The 15,879-nt window shown below is 68.2% G+C and carries 14 protein-coding genes; 8 read left to right on the top strand and 6 right to left on the bottom strand.

What is annotated here, in order from left to right; genetic code table 11:
• Positions 1-149 precede the first annotated feature (149 nt).
• Genes KME78_RS43895 through KME78_RS43885 form a run of 3 tightly spaced genes read right to left on the bottom strand, consistent with a single transcriptional unit; the run spans position 150 to position 3,175 of the window.
• Entirely contained in the window at positions 150-752 is a 603-nt protein-coding gene (locus KME78_RS43895; RefSeq protein WP_219535681.1) for a class I SAM-dependent methyltransferase, read from the bottom strand.
• A gap of 51 nt (positions 753-803) precedes the next feature.
• A complete protein-coding gene (locus KME78_RS43890; protein ID WP_219535679.1) occupies positions 804-2,159 on the bottom strand; it encodes a hypothetical protein in 1,356 nt (451 codons plus the stop codon).
• Positions 2,160-2,170: 11 nt separating this feature from the next.
• Complete coding sequence (locus KME78_RS43885; protein ID WP_219535677.1) at positions 2,171-3,175, bottom strand: alpha/beta hydrolase; 1,005 nt, start codon at positions 3,173-3,175, stop codon at positions 2,171-2,173.
• 68 nt (positions 3,176-3,243) lie between these two features.
• Here KME78_RS43885 and KME78_RS43880 point away from each other — a divergent pair, with 68 nt between their 5' ends.
• Positions 3,244-3,822, top strand: a complete 579-nt coding sequence (locus KME78_RS43880) for a TetR/AcrR family transcriptional regulator (RefSeq protein ID WP_219535675.1) — start codon at positions 3,244-3,246, stop codon at positions 3,820-3,822.
• 125 nt (positions 3,823-3,947) lie between these two features.
• Here the strand turns inward: KME78_RS43880 and KME78_RS43875 are convergent, their stop codons facing one another.
• On the bottom strand, positions 3,948-4,595 hold the full coding sequence (locus KME78_RS43875; protein ID WP_219535673.1) for a class I SAM-dependent methyltransferase: 648 nt from the start codon (positions 4,593-4,595) through the stop codon (positions 3,948-3,950).
• A gap of 346 nt (positions 4,596-4,941) precedes the next feature.
• Here KME78_RS43875 and KME78_RS43870 point away from each other — a divergent pair, with 346 nt between their 5' ends.
• A complete protein-coding gene (locus KME78_RS43870) occupies positions 4,942-5,496 on the top strand; it encodes a dihydrofolate reductase family protein (RefSeq protein WP_219535671.1) in 555 nt (184 codons plus the stop codon).
• 230 nt (positions 5,497-5,726) lie between these two features.
• Here KME78_RS43870 and KME78_RS43865 read toward each other — a convergent pair whose 3' ends face one another.
• Together KME78_RS43865 and KME78_RS43860 are read right to left on the bottom strand one after the other, a co-directional pair.
• The gene (locus KME78_RS43865; protein ID WP_219535669.1) at positions 5,727-6,131 is read right to left on the bottom strand and encodes a hypothetical protein; all 405 of its coding nucleotides are present in this window, start codon (positions 6,129-6,131) and stop codon (positions 5,727-5,729) included.
• 171 nt (positions 6,132-6,302) lie between these two features.
• On the bottom strand, positions 6,303-7,199 hold the full coding sequence (locus KME78_RS43860) for an aminoglycoside phosphotransferase family protein (protein WP_219535667.1): 897 nt from the start codon (positions 7,197-7,199) through the stop codon (positions 6,303-6,305).
• Between the two features lie 253 nt (positions 7,200-7,452).
• Here KME78_RS43860 and pafA point away from each other — a divergent pair, with 253 nt between their 5' ends.
• From pafA to KME78_RS43830, 6 genes are all read left to right on the top strand, one after another.
• The gene (pafA, locus tag KME78_RS43855) at positions 7,453-8,811 is read left to right on the top strand and encodes a Pup--protein ligase (protein ID WP_219535665.1); all 1,359 of its coding nucleotides are present in this window, start codon (positions 7,453-7,455) and stop codon (positions 8,809-8,811) included.
• A 146-nt stretch (positions 8,812-8,957) separates the two neighbouring features.
• Entirely contained in the window at positions 8,958-9,362 is a 405-nt protein-coding gene (locus tag KME78_RS43850; protein ID WP_308127356.1) for a RidA family protein, read from the top strand.
• 4 nt (positions 9,363-9,366) lie between these two features.
• A complete protein-coding gene (locus KME78_RS43845; protein WP_219535663.1) occupies positions 9,367-10,344 on the top strand; it encodes a serine hydrolase domain-containing protein in 978 nt (325 codons plus the stop codon).
• A gap of 389 nt (positions 10,345-10,733) precedes the next feature.
• A complete protein-coding gene (locus KME78_RS43840) occupies positions 10,734-11,078 on the top strand; it encodes a hypothetical protein (RefSeq protein ID WP_219535661.1) in 345 nt (114 codons plus the stop codon).
• Entirely contained in the window at positions 11,075-11,785 is a 711-nt protein-coding gene (locus tag KME78_RS43835) for a hypothetical protein (RefSeq protein WP_219535659.1), read from the top strand. Before KME78_RS43840 ends, KME78_RS43835 begins: the two co-directional genes overlap by 4 nt.
• Positions 11,782-15,210, top strand: coding sequence for a WD40 repeat domain-containing protein (locus tag KME78_RS43830; RefSeq protein WP_219535657.1), 3,429 nt, complete (start codon positions 11,782-11,784; stop codon positions 15,208-15,210). The genes KME78_RS43835 and KME78_RS43830 overlap by 4 nt, the downstream gene beginning before the upstream one ends.
• Positions 15,211-15,879: the final 669 nt, after the last annotated feature.

The raw sequence follows: 15,879 nt of genomic DNA, 5'->3' as shown, positions 1-15,879 counted from the left end.
CTCGCGCAAGTAACGGGGTGCCCCTCTTCGTGGTCGCGATGATGACGACGGACGGCGTCGGCACCCCGACGAAGCCCCCTCGGGCCATCCCGCACCAAGGGGGGCCTTCGGGACCCGGCCATCAGGTGGCTGGTCCGGCGGCGGCTTGCTCAGTCCTGCGGCTTGCGCCAGATGATGCTGTAACGCAACAGGAGATGACGGCGGTACTCGGAGCCGGGCAGGATCTCTGTCGCCAGCGCCCGCATCTGCGGGTACGTCACCGGCGGCGGCCACACCGTAGGGGACGGATGCTGCCAGCGGCCCTTCGCGGCGCGGTGGAGGGTGCCGACGACGACGCCGGCCAGGTCGCGCGGCAGGTCGTTGGGCATCGTGCTGCGGGCCAAGCCGACGATGGCCAGGACGCCGCCGGGGCGCAGCAGGTCGCGCATGCGGGCCAACCCGGTGGCGGCGTCCATGTGATGCAGAGTGGCCACCGAGGCGATGACGTCGAACGAGGCGGGCTCGAAGGGGTGAGTGAGGAAGTCGCCGAGTAGATAGTCGACGTCGTCCGGGTACTCGCGGGCTTGGCCGATGCTGGTCGCGTCAAGGTCGATGCCGGTGACATGCGGCACGGCCTGCCGGAGTGCGCGGGCGAGCATGCCCTCGCCGCAGCCGATATCGAGGGCGCACTGGGCACCATCAGGGACCGCGCGCAGGATGTGGGGATGGTAGTGGATGTTGTGGTTCCACCGCTTTCCGTCCTTCACTGTCATGTGATCATCCTGCCGAACATGGGCCCCGCTGGTCGGCCGATCCTGCGATCCTCAGTTGGTGAGGAGGCCCCGGGCGCGCAGGCCGGAGATGACGGCGGACGGCAGCGCACGGCATTCATGCACCTCGACCTCCTTGAGGCCCGGCAGGTCGATGATCGTCCCCAGGTCGATCAGCGAGGGGCAGTTGTACAGCTCAAGAGTGCGCAGCGCGGGGAGGTCCTCGGGTGCGCCCAGGGTCCACAGCTGATCGGCGTACGCCACGCTGAGAAGCTCCAGCTGCCACAACCCCGAGAACGGGGTGAGGTCGTTGATCTGGTCCAGACCTTGGAGGGTCAGCGTACGCAGTGCGGGCATGTGGCCGAGAGCGGAGAAGTCCCGCAGGTCCAGCGCATAGCACAGGTTGACTTCGGTGATCGATGGGTGCCCTTCGAGCCCGTCGAGCGAGGTGAGCTTCTGGAATCCCTCGATGGTGACCGCGGTCAGGGCGGGCAGTCGCGACAGCGGGCGCAGATCCGGGAGCGACGAGCCTGGCAGACCGAGTGTCGTGAGGTGGGGGTGGTGGCCGAGGCCGTCCAGGCTTTTCAGGTTCGTGCAGCCGTTGAGCCACAGCGTGCGCAGCCCAGGCATGGCGTCGATGCCGTCGAGGCTGGTCAGGCGGGCGCAGTGCATGGTCAGTTCGGTGACGGATTCGAGGTCGCGCAGCCCGGCGATGGTCCTGATTTTGGTACCGGTCAGATCCAGCTCGGTCAGGCGGCGTAGCCCGGACAGCGCACGTACGTCCTCGATGGACCGGCAGTTGTCGAGGCCGAGGTACGTCAACTCCGGGAAGGCCTCGCCGACGCCTTCGACACTGCTCACCCCGCTACCGTGCAGGTCGAGCCGGCGGAGGCGACGCAGACCGAGCAGCGCGGAGATGTCGGATATCCCGCGACAGCTCTGGAGGCTGAGAGTCTCCAGTGCGGCGAGCCCGGCGAGCGGCGCGAGGTCGGTGACGGCCGCGCAACCGTCCATCTCGAGCCCGGTCAGCCCGGTCAGTGCGGCGAGCTCGGAAAGGTCTGTCAGGCTCGCGCAGTGGTCCAGGCGCAGTGTCCGCAGCGTCGTCAGGTGCCGCAGGCCGGTGAGGGAGTCACGCCTGCGGAGTTTCAGTTCGGTACGTCCTTCATCGGCGAAGGCGGGGGCGAGAAGGCACGCGGCGAAAGCATCCGGGTCGGGGGCCTGCGACCAGAGCTTGAGCAGCTTGTCGGTGGAAGGCTCCGCGATCTCGGCGAACTCGACGGCCAACGCGAGGGCGTCGCCCCGGCCGTCGAGGACGAGCTGCCGGACAGATTTCCAGGCGCGCTCGGGGGATGCGGACGTCAGCTTGGCGCGCTGGGCAGCCAGGTCTGGCGATCCCGGGGAGGAAGTCATGACACGGCACCCTACGGAACGACACGGACATTCGACATGGTGTCCCGGAGGAACTCGACGATCTCCGCCCGCGCGGCCTTCGCCTGCGGCACCACGCCCGGCATGCTGAGGAACGCGTGCGTCGCCCCGGGATATTCGGTGAGCCGCACGGGCGTCCCGGCCGCACGCAGTCGTTCGGCGTAACAGCGTCCGTGGTCGGCCACCGGGTCGATGGTGGGCACCAGCACGAGGGCCGGCGCCAGCCCGCCCAGGTCGTCGGCGTACAGCGGCGACAGCGCGCGAGGATCCGTTCCCGGCGGCACGGCGAACCGCTGGAACAGCCGCATCTGCGTCATGGTGAGCATCGGGCTGTCGGCGTGCCGCTTCATCGAGGCGTGCTCGAACCCCGTCGAGGTCAGGTCGGCAGGGGCGTTGGCCAGCACCTGCGCGCGCAGGGGCAGGCCGGAGTCTCTGGCCCGGATCGCGGCCAGGGCGGTGACCATCGCGCCGGTGCTCTCACCGAAGACGGCGGTCCGTGCCGGGTCGACTCCCCACTGCGCGGCGTGCCGTACCACGTGCTGGAGCACGTCCCAGCCGTCGTCGACGGCCGCCGACAGCGGCGTCTCCGCGTCGAGGAGACGGTGCTCGACCGAGACGACGACCGCGGGCAGTCGCGCGGCGAGGTGGCTGTTCACCCAGTCGCTCTGCACCGCCGTGCCCACGAACCCGCCTCCGTGCACGTGGAGCACGAGTGGCAGGCCGGCCCGGTCGGCGCCTTCGCGCCCGGTTGAGGGCCGGGACACCCGGACCTTGATCCTGCGGCCAGGCAGGGCCACTTCCTGCCACTCGATCGTGGCGGCGCGGTCCGGAAACCCGAGGATCAGCCGTGCCAGACGGGACGCCCGCTTGCGGTTGACCGTGTCGCGCAGGAGGACCAGCTCCTCGGCCGTCATCGCCAGCCAGTCCGGCTCCTTTCCCAGGGCACTCATCAACCGGATGCCCAGCGGCGGCCGCTCCGTGTCCATGACCTCGCTCATGCGTTCTCCCTAGTTTCGATACCTCAAGTATCGATACCGATGGTAGCGCAAGCGGTTAGGGTGTGGGCATGACCCCAGCGACCACATCCGCCAGATCACCCGGTCGCCCGCGCTCCGGTGTCCACGCCGTGGTCTTCGCCGCCACGCTGAGTACGGTCCACGAGCTCGGCTACGCGCGTGCCACCGTCGACCGCATCGCCGCGGTGGCCGGCGTCGCGAAGACGACGATCTACCGGCGCTGGCCGTCGAAGGGCGCGTTGATCGTGGACTGCCTGCTGGACGCGTTCGGCCCGGTGCCGCTGGAGGGCACCAGCCGGGCCGAGCTCATGACCTCGGCCATCCGCTGGATCGCGGCGAAGATCGGCGAACCCGGGGTGGGCGACGCGTTCGCGGGCGTGTTCAGTGACGCCGTCAGCGATCCGGCCCTGCGCGAGGTGCTGTCCTCGCGGTTGCAGGACCCGTACCGGCTCGCGCTCCAGGACGCGCTCGGCGAGCCGGACGACCGGGTCCTGTTCTTCATCGACGTCGTCGTCGGAACCTTGCTCCACCGGATGGGCATGACGGGCGAGCCGATGGTCGACGCCGACGTCACCGCACTGGTCGAGATGGTCCTGCCGCACTTCGGTGAGAGCGCCGATCCGACCTAGACCTGCCGTCTCGACGACGAGCTGCCGCCACGGCGGCGTCTGCCTATGGGTGCCGTTGAGCCATACGATCCCGCGACCCGATGCCGGCGCCATGCGGGCCGCGGGACTCGCGGACAGAACCCTTTCTAGCCTTTGCGGGCGAGCAGGTGAATCTCCTGGAACTGCCTTCGGTCAGTGGGCTGGGGCTCGCGTACCATCCGGGCAACCTCGGCCAACCCGGACGTGCGCAGCAGCGCGGCGAGGTGATCAGGCCACCACCGATAGGCCGGCGCGACCGCGTGATCGAAGACCTGCGTCGGGTGATCCGGATCCTCGCTTGCCGAAAAGCCGATCAGAAGGTGGCCGCCAGGTGCCAGCACGCGATGGAACTCCGCCAGGATGACCGGAAGTTCCCGCGGCGGAGTGTGGATGACGGACCAACGTGAGAGTACGCCGCCCAGCACGCCGTCAGCGATGTTCAACGCGGTCATCGAGCCCACATCGAACCGCAAGCCCGGATAGGCCTCTCGAGCCAACTTGATCATCGCTGGAGAGGCATCAACACCAAACGCCGCCAGCCCCAGCTCGTCCAGATAAGCGGTGATATGGCCAGGCCCACACCCCAAATCCGCGACCTGACCGTCCCCACTCGCACGCACGACCTCGGCGAAGGCACCCAAGATCGCGCGGTCCAGAGGACTGTCACGCAGCGAGTCGCGGAACAGCTGCGCATAGGTGGAGGCAGCATCGTCGTAAGCCTCGCGGGTGACACTGAGGGCATCGTGTTCGACCATGCCCGCGACAGTACTTCCTGGCCCCGAGCCGAGCCGAGAGAATCACGATCTTCCCTCTCGCCTGTTGTTACGCCCAAGGCTGTGGCAGGTCGGCGACCCGTTCGCGCGTACAGAGCCTGATGCGGCTCACACTCAGCTCGATCTCGACCGGAAACACCGGCCACAACGACACCGACGTCCCGGAAGGCCGCTTCACCTTCGGCCTGGAATCCCTACTGAGCGGCCTGGCCGTCCGGCACGACCCCAGTCCATTTGGAAAAGGATAGTTTGGTCGCCCTGCCTGCGATGAGTTTCGGCGCTCCACCAGGTCTCACTCTGGACAACCGCTACGACCAAGGAGGAGCTCATGGGCAAGGTCATCTACTGGATGAACACCTCGATCGACGGCTACATCGAGAATCGCGACGGTGGCATGGACTTCATGGACCCGGACGAGGACTTTCAGCAGGCGGCGAACGAGCATGTTCGCCGGACCGCGGCGTTCCTGTTCGGGCGACGGCTGTATGAGGCGATGGAAAAGCCCTGGACGCAGGACCTCGGCAAGGAAGGCGCCCCGGCCGTCGAGCGGGAGTTCGCCCAGCTCTACAAGGAGACGCCGCGATACGTCTTCTCCGACACCCTCCAGACCGTCCCCGAACAGGTCACGATCGTCCGTCGCAAGGACGCCGTGTCCGTGGTGACGCGCCTCAAGCAGGAGATCGACGGCACCCTCCAACTCGGCGGCCCCGAGTTGGCCACCTCCCTGCTGGACCTGATCGACGAGTTCTGGGTGTACGCGCTCCCCGTGATCGTCGGAGGCGGCAAGCCGTACCTGCCTGTGCGAGAAGTACTGCGGCTGCGCCTGGTCGAGCACCGTTCCTTCGCCTCAGGAATCATGTTCCGGCGCTACGTGCGACCCTGACCGACCAGGAGCCAACTCCGGGCATGCTGAAGGCCTTGTTGCTCGTCCCGGAGTTGGCAGAACGCACATCGCGGTCGCGGTCGCGCTCGCGGTGGCGGCTACGCGCCTACCTGCACCCGCCGACTTCCCCACCGACCGCGACACCACTGGCCCGACCGGGAATGGCATGATCGCGGCCTGCGCCACCACCTCCGAACGGGCCCAGACCGCCTCCACACAGTTGCCCGAAATCACCCGTAGTCGCCAGGGAAGAAGTCCTTGTCCTCCTCGTCGGGGAGCGTGGGCGCATACTGCTGCAGCGTGCCGTCCCTCAGCATCCACACCCGGAAGAACGACTCCTCTTGATCCATCAGGAACAGCTGGACGGCGTTCGGGGATCGCCAGGCGATGCCCTGGATCCGATCAAGAACTGCGGGCAGATCAGCGTTATTGAGCGCCCCGGCCCACACGGTGCACTCGGGGAACTTCCAGCCACCCCACTGCGAATCCTGGCCGGTCGTCTCGGCCAGGAACCCACATCCCTTTCCTGGCCGGTCCCGCCGCGGGGCCTCGGCCCGCAACCACTCGCTCAACGCCTCGACGTTGGGCCGGTCCATCACATCAACCGACACCATGACGTTCGCCACCCAGCTCACCAGGCGATTATCGGGCACGCCCCTCTGCACGTTTGTCGACTCTGTCACTGATCTTGCGACGTCGTCGGTTCCGTTGCAGGATCCGCTTCCGGGTTATCGCGGCACTTGAGAGGTCCCATGGTTGCCGCATGGCCGTCAACCAAGATCGAGAACAAGTTCAAGAATCAGCTGTCAAGCGCCCTTCAGAACACGATCGAGTGCCGCCCGGCCCGCAGGTCCCCAGTGCGGCTTGCCGCCGGGAAGGCCCCGATCTCCGTTCTGCCCCATGAGCATCAGGAAGAGGCTCTTCATGGCGGCCAGCCCGCGGGCGCGCCGGATCGCCGCCTCGTCCGCATGCGCGTACCTGTCGAAGAACCGTGTGGCCATGCCCGCGGGTAGCAGCACCCATGCGGCGGCGAGGTCCCACGCCGGATCGCCGGCGAACAGGCCACCGAAGTCGACGATGCCCGCGAGCGTTCCGTCCGAGACGACGACGTTCGCGGGATGGAGGTCGCCGTGCACCCACACCCGCGGGCCCTTCCACGCGTGAGCCGCAACGGCGTCGTCCCAGACGGCCCGGACATCGGCAGCGATGTCGTCGGGGGCAACGGGCTGGAAGAAGCTCTCGAAGCCGTCCGTGCAGTTCCTGGGATGGGCACCGCGGTCTGTAGCGATCGGCGCCTCGGCGGGCGCCTCCACGTGGAGCGCCTGGAGGAAGCTCGCCAGCGTGTCGGCCGCGTGGGCACCGCGGCTGATCGAGCCGTGGTCCAGCGGCTCGCCGGGAACCCACGTCATCACGGTCCAGTGTTTGGGGAAGCGCTCGGACGGTTCGCCGAACCGCACCGGGGTCGGCACCGGGAGCGGCAGGCGCGGGGCCAGCACGGGCAGCCACCGCCGCTCCTTGAGCTGGAGCTCCGGGGTGGAGTCCATGCGCTGCATGCGCACGGCCAACTCGTCCCCGAGACGCCACATCTGGTTGCCCCAACCGCCCGCCACCTCACGGATGGCCAGCCCCGCAAGGTCCGGATGTTGCTCCTGCAGCAGGTCGCGGACCAGGTCTGCGGTGATCTCGATCTCGGTGTCGGTCATGCGAAGTCACAGTACTGAGGCGGCAGGCGGAGCGGCTCTCGCTCTCCGGAACATCTCGCTGTGATTCCTCTGGCATCACCGATTCGATTTCAGAGTGCGAGTTATCTGGGGTTCTCGCTCAGTGTCCGGTTGCCCGTGTCGTACGTCAGCGTTGGCGGGCATGCTGAACAGGTGTTCATGACAGCTACGAGAAGGTCCTCAAGACCACCTGGATGACCTGGGCGAGATCGTGATGGTGGAGTAACGTGAAGTAATGGATCGTCGCATCTTCGGCCTGGAGAACGAGTACGGCGTGACCTGCACGTTCAGGGGCCAGCGCAGGCTGTCCCCGGACGAAGTGGCGCGCTACCTGTTCAGGCGGGTCGTGTCCTGGGGCCGGTCGAGCAACGTGTTCCTGCCCAACGGCGCCCGCCTGTATCTGGACGTGGGCAGCCATCCTGAATACGCCACCCCCGAGTGCGACAACGTCATCGAACTCGTCACCCACGACAAGGCCGGCGAACGCATCCTCGAGGGACTCCTCGTCGACGCCGAGAAGCGGCTGCGCGAAGAGGGCATCGCCGGCGACATCTACCTGTTCAAGAACAACACCGACTCGGCCGGCAACTCCTACGGCTGCCACGAGAACTACTGTGTGGGCCGGCACGGCGAGTTCGGCCGGCTGGCCGATATCCTGATCCCGTTCCTGGTCACCCGGCAGATCATCTGCGGCGCGGGCAAGGTGCTGCAGACGCCGCGCGGCGCGGTCTACTGCGTCTCGCAGCGGGCCGAGCACATCTGGGAAGGCGTGTCGTCGGCCACCACCCGGTCCAGGCCGATCATCAACACCCGTGACGAGCCGCACGGTGACGCCGAGCGGTTCCGCCGCCTGCACGTCATCGTCGGCGACTCCAACATGAGCGAGACCACGATGCTGCTCAAGGTCGGCGCCACCGACCTGGTGCTGCGCATGATCGAGGCGGGCACCGTGATACGCGACCTGTCACTGGAGAACCCGATCAGGGCCATCCGCGAGGTCTCCCACGACATGACCGGACGGCGCCGGGTGCGCCTGGCCAACGGCCGCGAGGCGTCCAGCCTGGAGATCCAGCAGGAATACCTGTCGAAGGCCAAGGACTTCGTCGAGCGCCGCGGCGGCGATGCGATCGCGCACCGGGTGCTGGAGCTGTGGGAGCGCACGCTGCGCGCGGTCGACACCGGCAACCTCGACCTGGTGGCACGCGAGATCGACTGGGTGACAAAATACCAGCTCATCGAGCGCTACCGGAAGAAGTACGACCTGCCGCTGTCCTCGCCGAGGGTGGCGCAGCTCGACCTCGCCTACCACGACGTGCACCGCAAGCGCGGCCTGTTCTACCTGCTACAGCGCCGCGGCGCGGTGGAGCGGGTGACGTCCGACATCAAGATCTTCGAGGCGAAGTCGGTACCGCCGCAGACGACCAGGGCGCGACTGCGGGGCGAGTTCATCAGCAAGGCGCAGGAGAAGCGGCGCGACTTCACCGTCGACTGGGTGCATCTCAAGCTGAACGACCAGGCCCAGCGTACGGTGCTGTGCAAGGACCCGTTCCGCAGCGTGGACGAGCGGGTGGAGAAGCTCATCGCCGGCATGTGACCGAGCGGCCGGCCGACATCGTGTCAATGGCCACGACACTCCGCAATCCACCATGACAGGGCATGCGGCCAACGGAGGATCTTCAAGAATGCCGGTGCTCCTAAAATCGATGTACATCTCGCCGGGTGCGCTTCAATAATGAGCCGGTGATCGAAAGATTCAATCCGCCGACGGTTCATGAACCGGCCGGCTACAGCCATGTGACCATCTCCCCCGCCGACCGGCTCGCGCACCTGGCCGGTCAGTGTCCGCTCGACCTCTCCGGCCAGGTGGTCGGCGCTCCCGGTGATTTCACCGCGCAGACCGAGCAGGTGGTCACGAACTGCCTCGCGGTATTGGCGGCAGCCGGCGCCACCCCCGCCGACGTGGTCCGGTCGGTGATCTACGTGGTGAGCCCGGACAGCGAGATCCTGTCCGCGGTGTGGTGGCAGCTCGAGGCATCACCACTGGCTGAAGCGTTCACCACCGCCAGCACGTTGCTGGGAGTGGCGTCGCTCGGATACCGAGGACAACTCATCGAGATCGACCTCACCGCGGCGCTGCCGGCCTGAACCGATGCCATCGAGCTCCGGCCCAACACCCGCAACGCGGACCGCCGCGCTGATCAGGATGGCCGGCTACGGCGCCCGCGATCCACTCATCGTCGGCGTGCAGCAGGACAGCGCACCGCCTGTCTTCCTGACCAGCGGACGGACCGCAGCCGGAGAGCCGCTGACCGCCGGCACGATCGTCTATACCGCGTCGCTGTCCAAACAGATCACGGCCGCCTGCGCGGCTCTACTCGTGCAACAGGGTCGGCTGGACACCGAATCGACTGCGGCGCAGTGGATGCCCGAGCTCCCCACCTGGGCGGGCACCGTACGCCTGCGCCATCTGATCTCCCACACGAGCGGCCTGCCCGAGGGCGTCGAATTCGACGATCTCCATCGCGCGAAGCTCGACCGCACCACCGCCGGCGTCATCCGTGCGCTTGCCCGGCTCGACCACCCCGTCAGCGCGCCGGGGACCGAATACCGCTACTGCAACGCCGGCTACGTCTGCCTGGCCGTCATCATCGAACGCGCGGCGAGCCGGCCGCTGCCCGACTTCGCCCGCGAGCACGTGTTCGTTCCGCTCGGGATGGCCAACAGCCGGTACTGGTCCGGCCCGGCCCCGCATCCGCCCGGAGCCACACCCCTCGACCCGCACTACCCGGCACCGCTGTCCCTCGGCGACGGCGGGATCTGGTCCACAGCCCCGGACCTCATCCGCTGGAACCAGGCCCTGGCACACGACGAGCTGGGCGTCTCCGCGCTCCTGCAGACGCCCGGCCACCTGGACGACGGCACGCGGCTCGACTACGCGTGGGCCCTCGGCGTCCGCGAGCACGCGGGCCGGCGGATCTACCGGCACGGCGGTAGATGGGCCGGGCTGAGCACGCAACTCGTCCGCCTCGCCGATCAGGGTTCCGGTTTCGTCATCATCGCCCTGGACGACGACGAGGACCGCACGGCCACTTTGGCCACAGCCATGATCGAGGAACTCACCACCTAGAGTCGTCGCGAATCTCAGCAGAGGGCGGTCCGGTAGGTCACGTTCCGCGCGCCCATCAGTGCGGCCAGGAGGCCTCATTGACCGCGCATGATTGATCCCTCCGCGGCGTGGGGTTATAGCGAGCGTTTCATGGCCTGGAGATTGATTCCGGCAAACGGCGAATTGTTCGGAAATGTGAGAGATACGCGCCGGAGGAACGTCCGACAATAAGCAAACTGGTCGACCCGATCGCGTTGTCTAGTGCGCTAACTGCGGCATGCGATTCTCTGTACAAAACGCGACAACGGCGTAACGTACGGGCATGGCTGCGCTACGCCGTGCCACGGCAAACGGGGACCCGTCGGCGCGCGACAGCCTCACGTTGATCACGTAAGGAGACAGGGGCCGGCATGCTGTCTTGGTCCGTCGCGATGGGGTACGGGGCTATGGGCGGGTTGGTCGTGGAGGCCATCACCACCTGGAACCGGCTGAGCGCCTGGCGGGAAGCACGCCACGCGGCGCTCAAGAAGAAACGCCAGCGCCGCCCCCGCATCAGCGAGTTCATCGATCCGGCCGCCGACGGGGCTGTCGCCGTGACGCGTGCGGCGCTCGGCTGTGCGGCGGCGGCTCTCCTGCACACCCAGATCAGCGGCTTCTACGCGGCTGTGGCGGTTGGAGCCGCGGCGCCGGCGTTACTCGGAAGCGTCGGCCGCGCGGCCGGGCGACAGGGACAGAATGCGGAGGGCACCGAATGAGCGGTGCCTCTTTTCTGCGCCGCTACTGGGGCCGGCTGACGAACGCGGATGTGGCGCGCGCGGCGCCGTCGGCTGGACGGGGACGCCACGGCTACACCTTCGGACAGCGGTACTGGGCCTCCTTTATCGGAGCCGACCTGCCTGTACGGTCCGAGCAGGCAACCGGTCAGACGATGTACGGCGCGACACCGTCAGACTCTTCTCGCAGGACCGACCGGGCGAGCGCTCATTGGTTCCTTCTGCCGCAGTTCCCTGAGCCGGACGGGCTCCTGGCTTCCGACGATGAGGCCGTCGTCGTGGAGGCGGCCTCGCCCGACGGCCGCGCGGAGTTTTTCGTCCGTCGCCACCCGGCGGTCGGAACGGAATTTACGCTGGACGTCGTATTACGCGAATTCCGCGAGCTTCCTGCCGTCATCTCGGTGCGCTACACCTCGGCCGCCGACGGTGAGCGGACGCTGCTGATCCCGATGGCCGGACAGGACCTCGGTCCCGCCACCGCGCAGATCGCGCTTCCCGGGTTCGACGGCGGCAGTGGCTGGGCGGCCTCGGTGCCTGTGCCGGTCACGGAGAGGACAGCTTGGCAGGCCGCCACGGTGTCCGACTCGGTCGAGGCCGCCGTCAACGAGGTCACCCGCGACGCCTGGCGACAGGTGCGCGAACTCGTCTCGGAAGATCTGCGGCTGACGATCGATGAGGCCCTGCGGTGACCGTCCCAGGCACGCTGGAGGCGCGGTCGCGGCTTCCCTGCCGCGCCGCTCTGGCTGAGGCGTTCACCGAACTCGGCACCAGACGGGGAACAAGCGCGAGCGGTCTGCTGGACCGGCTGATCGGCCGGGAACAACTGTGGTGGAAGTGCTGCCAGGAGGCCGTACGGGAAGATCCCGATTGGCTGTTTCAAGACCAGGCCGGACACTGGCGGGACTGGATCAACAGGAACGTTCCTGACGGCAGCGCAGCCGGTCCCCATCCGGCCGACCTCGCGTATCTTGTCGCCCAAGCCCTCTGCGGCGCGCCCGGTTCCCCGGAAGCGCACGTCGAAGCCCTCGAACCGGCGAACGAGGCGTGGAACCAGGCCCGGCTGCTGCCACCGGAAGCTCTGCTCGGTGGATTCGCCGCTCCGGATCAGGTGGTGCCGGACGCTCCGGAGAGAGTCCGGCGGCGGCTGGCATACCTGGTGGACGCGGTGAGCGGTGGCCGGGCGCACATCATGGTGGGCCTCACCGCGTTGCTGCTGGCGGGAGCGGAACGCCGCAAGCGGCCTGTCGTACGGGTGTCCGTCGTGTTCGACCGGGTCGGCCACGATGGGACCGGCCAGGATGAGGGTGTCGCGGGCGTCCTGGAACTGCGGGAACTGAGGGCGGGACCTATGGGCCTGTTCCCCGACCCGCAGGCCATGGCCGGGGCACGCAGCACCGGCCAGTCCTTCACGGCGTCCCTCTCTCACGCCTGGCATGCCTCTCCCTGGTCGGACCGGGGCAGGTGCGTGCTCTGGCGCCTCGTACTCCCCGGGCACTCCTCAGCTGCGCTCCAGATCAGTGGCGGCTCGCTCGGCGCGGCGTTCGCCCTGGGCTTGCGAGAGTTGTTCCGCCATCCCGTCTCCAACCGGCCCAGCGCGGCCGGGCTGCGCGCGATCGTGTACGGGCTACGGCCCGGCACCGCCGTGACCGGGTGCCTCGACGCAGCCGCGCGGCTCGCGCGCGTCGGCGGGCTGGGGGCGAAGCTGCAGGTGGCGCAGCGGAAACGCTGGCAGCTCGTCGTACCAGAGGAGAACCGGGCGGACATCTCCGAGCCCCCCGCCACGGTGAAGTTCGCCGCCACCCTCCGCCAGGCCGAGCGGTACGCCCGGCAGTGGCGCACCGCACGGCTCGTCACCGCCGCCGCCATCCTCATGGCAGCCGTGACCTCCGGCACCGTCGTGTCGAACATCCAGGCCACGGCCGCCACGCGGAAGCAGACGGCCGCACAGCTCGCGAACGTGTCGGCCGCCCTGCTGAACACCGATACCGGACTGGCCCAGCTGTTCGCCGCCCAGGCGTACCACCACGACCCGACACCACAGACCCGGGCCGCCCTGCTCCAGGCGGTGACGGCAAGCCCCCACCTGGTCCGGAGCCTCCAGGCCGACGGTCCGATCGCGGCCACCGCCGCCTCAGGCGACGGGCACACGGTCGCCGCGGGAACCGAGGGAGGAAAGGTCCTGACGTGGCGGCCCGCCGGCGACCTGGGGTACGCCCGCCGGCAGCAGGCGACCACGCTCGACGGCGCCGTGAAGATGATCGCGATCGACGCGGATGGCGACACTGGGGCGGCCATGGACGACACGGCGGTACGGATCTGGTCGTCCAGCCGCTCCGTGGGATCGTTCAGTCTCCCTCCCGGGCAACGACCGACCGCGGTGGCCGTCTCTCCCTCCGGCCGCTACGTGGCGGTCACCATGGAGGACGACCTCACCCAACCGCGACTCCGGCTCGTGGAGCTGACCACCGGCCGCGTTCGCGACAAGGTGCTGAAGGACATGAGCAGCGCACCCGACCTCATCGCCGCCCCCGACGATGGACAGCTGATTCTCCTCGACGCGGCAAATGGCAACTGGGCACGCGTGTCGGTGCCCGAGCTGAGGCACCTCGGCGGCAGCGCGGTCGGTTTCGGGGCCCACAACTTCGGCTCGGCCCTCGCGGCGAACGGCGGCTACTTCACCTACTCCAACGCCGGCACCTCGTTGCCGCTGTGGACGACCAGAGGCTCGCCTGACTACGACAGGCCCACTCTCACCGCGGCGACGCAGGGCACCAATCCGGTGGCGCTGGCGCTCAGCGCCGACGGCTCACGCGTCGCGCAGGGCGTCAACACCACCATCTACGTGTCCGTGACCGTCCGGTCGACGCAGGATCGGCAGCCACCCACCGCCCTTACCGGGGCCGGCCCGCTTCACTACGACAGTCTCGCCTTTGTCGGGCCCGGCAACGACAGGCTGCTCTCGGCATCCGGCGACCTGCTGACCCTGTGGGACCTCAGCCAGGTGTCACGCATTGGCGCGGCGTCGGAAGCGATCATCCCCGAGTCCTGCAACGGCTGTAACGAGCCCCGGATCGGGGTCCAGCCCGGCAATCGGCACGTCGCGGTCGTTGACGGCAACGGCTCAGCGCTGAACGTACAGGCGCTCGGTTCGCGCGTTACGCGCCGGTGGACGGAACGGGCGGAGGTGGGACGGCTGTCCGTCTACGGCCCACCACTGTGGACATCGGACGGCACGAAGATCATCCTTGTCAGCGCGGAAGACGACAGCGCTCAAATCCGTTCCTTCGCCCCCGGGCTCCCGTCCGTCGGCTCGTGGCCGGCTCCCGGCGCTCCACCGCACCAGACCGACGCACCGGTGTTACTGCAGATGACCTCAACCGGCAGGCAGGTGGTGGAGATCGGCGACACCGGAACCGTGAAGCTCAGGGACGCCACAACGGGACGGATCCTGCGCAGGATCCAGGGGCCCGCAGGCATGACTCCGACAACGTACGATCCCTCCCCCTTACCCCCGGGCTACGCGGCCGCGAACGCCGCGGCGACGTACGCGGCCGTCATCGACCAAGACAACAGCCAGGTCCACGTCACCGACATCGCCGCCGGAAAGGTCCAGGTCATCCACGGAAAGGACGCGAGCGGCGTCGCTTTCGTCCGGGACAAGCTGCTGATCCAGATCTCCAGCGGAGTGCTGGAGGTCTGGAACGCCTCCGGCAGATCCCGCACCGCCACCCTGCGAGGGGTGCCCGACAGCGTCATCGGACCCGTCGTCAACGGCGTCGACACGATCGTCGAGACCGACAGCGACAGCACAGTCACACTCATCGACTATCCGTCCGGACACCGACTCGGCACCCTGCCCGTGCCCAAGGGCTACAAGGCGACCTCCATCGGCCTGGAGTTCGCTCCGGGTGGGAAAACGCTCGTGAGTGCCACCGAAGTGAGCGGTGACGGTGCCGGCCTCGTGGACGGGGGCACGGTGGTCGGGTGGCGGGTCGACGACGACGCCTGGCTGGGGGCCGCCTGCCGCTCGGCTGGGAGGGACCTCACGGCCGATCAGTGGCGGCAGTACATGGGCGGTCCGGCTCCGCCCGAGCTGCACTGTCCGGCGCCTTGACCTGGCGGACTGCTGCGACGAGTTCGCCGTGACGCTGGTTCTACGGCTACCTCTCGGCAGAGGAGCGATCCCCGGACCCCGGGTGTGGCGACGGTGTGGACGCGCCAGAAGATCCTTGACCGGCGGATGCGCCCGCGCCACAGAACCGATGATGGGCCGCTGGCGTCATGGCTGCCGGCCAAAAGAGCGGTTGACGCCGCACCGAATGCAGCATGGTCACTCCATGCTGCTGGACGGGCTGGGGACGCCGGTTCGACTGAGGGACGACCGGATCGGGCACACCTCACGGGGGGATGAAGCGGGGAGACGTGCGCCGCCGGTACACGCACATCGCCAAGGGCTGGAGGACCCAGCTCTGCAAGGGTCTTCAACAGGTGTGGGAGCAGGCGCTCGCCTGTCCGTGGCCATGTAAAAGTCCCCACAGGTGGCCAGTTCCAGGTCACCACTGATGGCCGGTTTAGGTCTCCACTTCTCCTTCGCGCTGTTCGCGTGTCGTGAGGAGGGGTGTGCCCTGAGCGGTGATCGTGACGGTGTCAGCCAGCCACGAGATCACCGCTCAGGGGGTCTGCCCGGCCATGAAGTCTTCGGGGGAAGTCATGGACATCATCGCCGCCTACCGTGAGGTAGGCACCTATCGCGGGGCCGCCGAGATGTGCGGCACCACGCACA

Origin of the sequence: Nonomuraea guangzhouensis (assembly GCF_019396345.1) — a bacterium.
GTDB classification, from domain to species: domain Bacteria; phylum Actinomycetota; class Actinomycetes; order Streptosporangiales; family Streptosporangiaceae; genus Nonomuraea; species Nonomuraea guangzhouensis.
This window is presented reverse-complemented; position numbering and strand designations above follow the sequence as displayed.

Excerpts from the sequence above, each read along its gene's own strand:
- KME78_RS43895 (WP_219535681.1), bottom strand. The coding sequence starts at position 752 with ATGACAGTGAAGGACGGAAAGCGGTGGAACCACAACATCCACTACCAT.
- KME78_RS43890 (WP_219535679.1), bottom strand. The coding sequence starts at position 2,159 with ATGACTTCCTCCCCGGGATCGCCAGACCTGGCTGCCCAGCGCGCCAAG.
- KME78_RS43885 (WP_219535677.1), bottom strand. The coding sequence starts at position 3,175 with ATGAGCGAGGTCATGGACACGGAGCGGCCGCCGCTGGGCATCCGGTTG.
- KME78_RS43880 (WP_219535675.1), top strand. The coding sequence starts at position 3,244 with ATGACCCCAGCGACCACATCCGCCAGATCACCCGGTCGCCCGCGCTCC.
- KME78_RS43875 (WP_219535673.1), bottom strand. The coding sequence starts at position 4,595 with ATGGTCGAACACGATGCCCTCAGTGTCACCCGCGAGGCTTACGACGAT.
- KME78_RS43870 (WP_219535671.1), top strand. The coding sequence starts at position 4,942 with ATGGGCAAGGTCATCTACTGGATGAACACCTCGATCGACGGCTACATC.
- KME78_RS43860 (WP_219535667.1), bottom strand. The coding sequence starts at position 7,199 with ATGACCGACACCGAGATCGAGATCACCGCAGACCTGGTCCGCGACCTG.
- pafA (WP_219535665.1), top strand. The coding sequence starts at position 7,453 with ATGGATCGTCGCATCTTCGGCCTGGAGAACGAGTACGGCGTGACCTGC.
- KME78_RS43845 (WP_219535663.1), top strand. The coding sequence starts at position 9,367 with ATGCCATCGAGCTCCGGCCCAACACCCGCAACGCGGACCGCCGCGCTG.
- KME78_RS43840 (WP_219535661.1), top strand. The coding sequence starts at position 10,734 with ATGCTGTCTTGGTCCGTCGCGATGGGGTACGGGGCTATGGGCGGGTTG.
- KME78_RS43835 (WP_219535659.1), top strand. The coding sequence starts at position 11,075 with ATGAGCGGTGCCTCTTTTCTGCGCCGCTACTGGGGCCGGCTGACGAAC.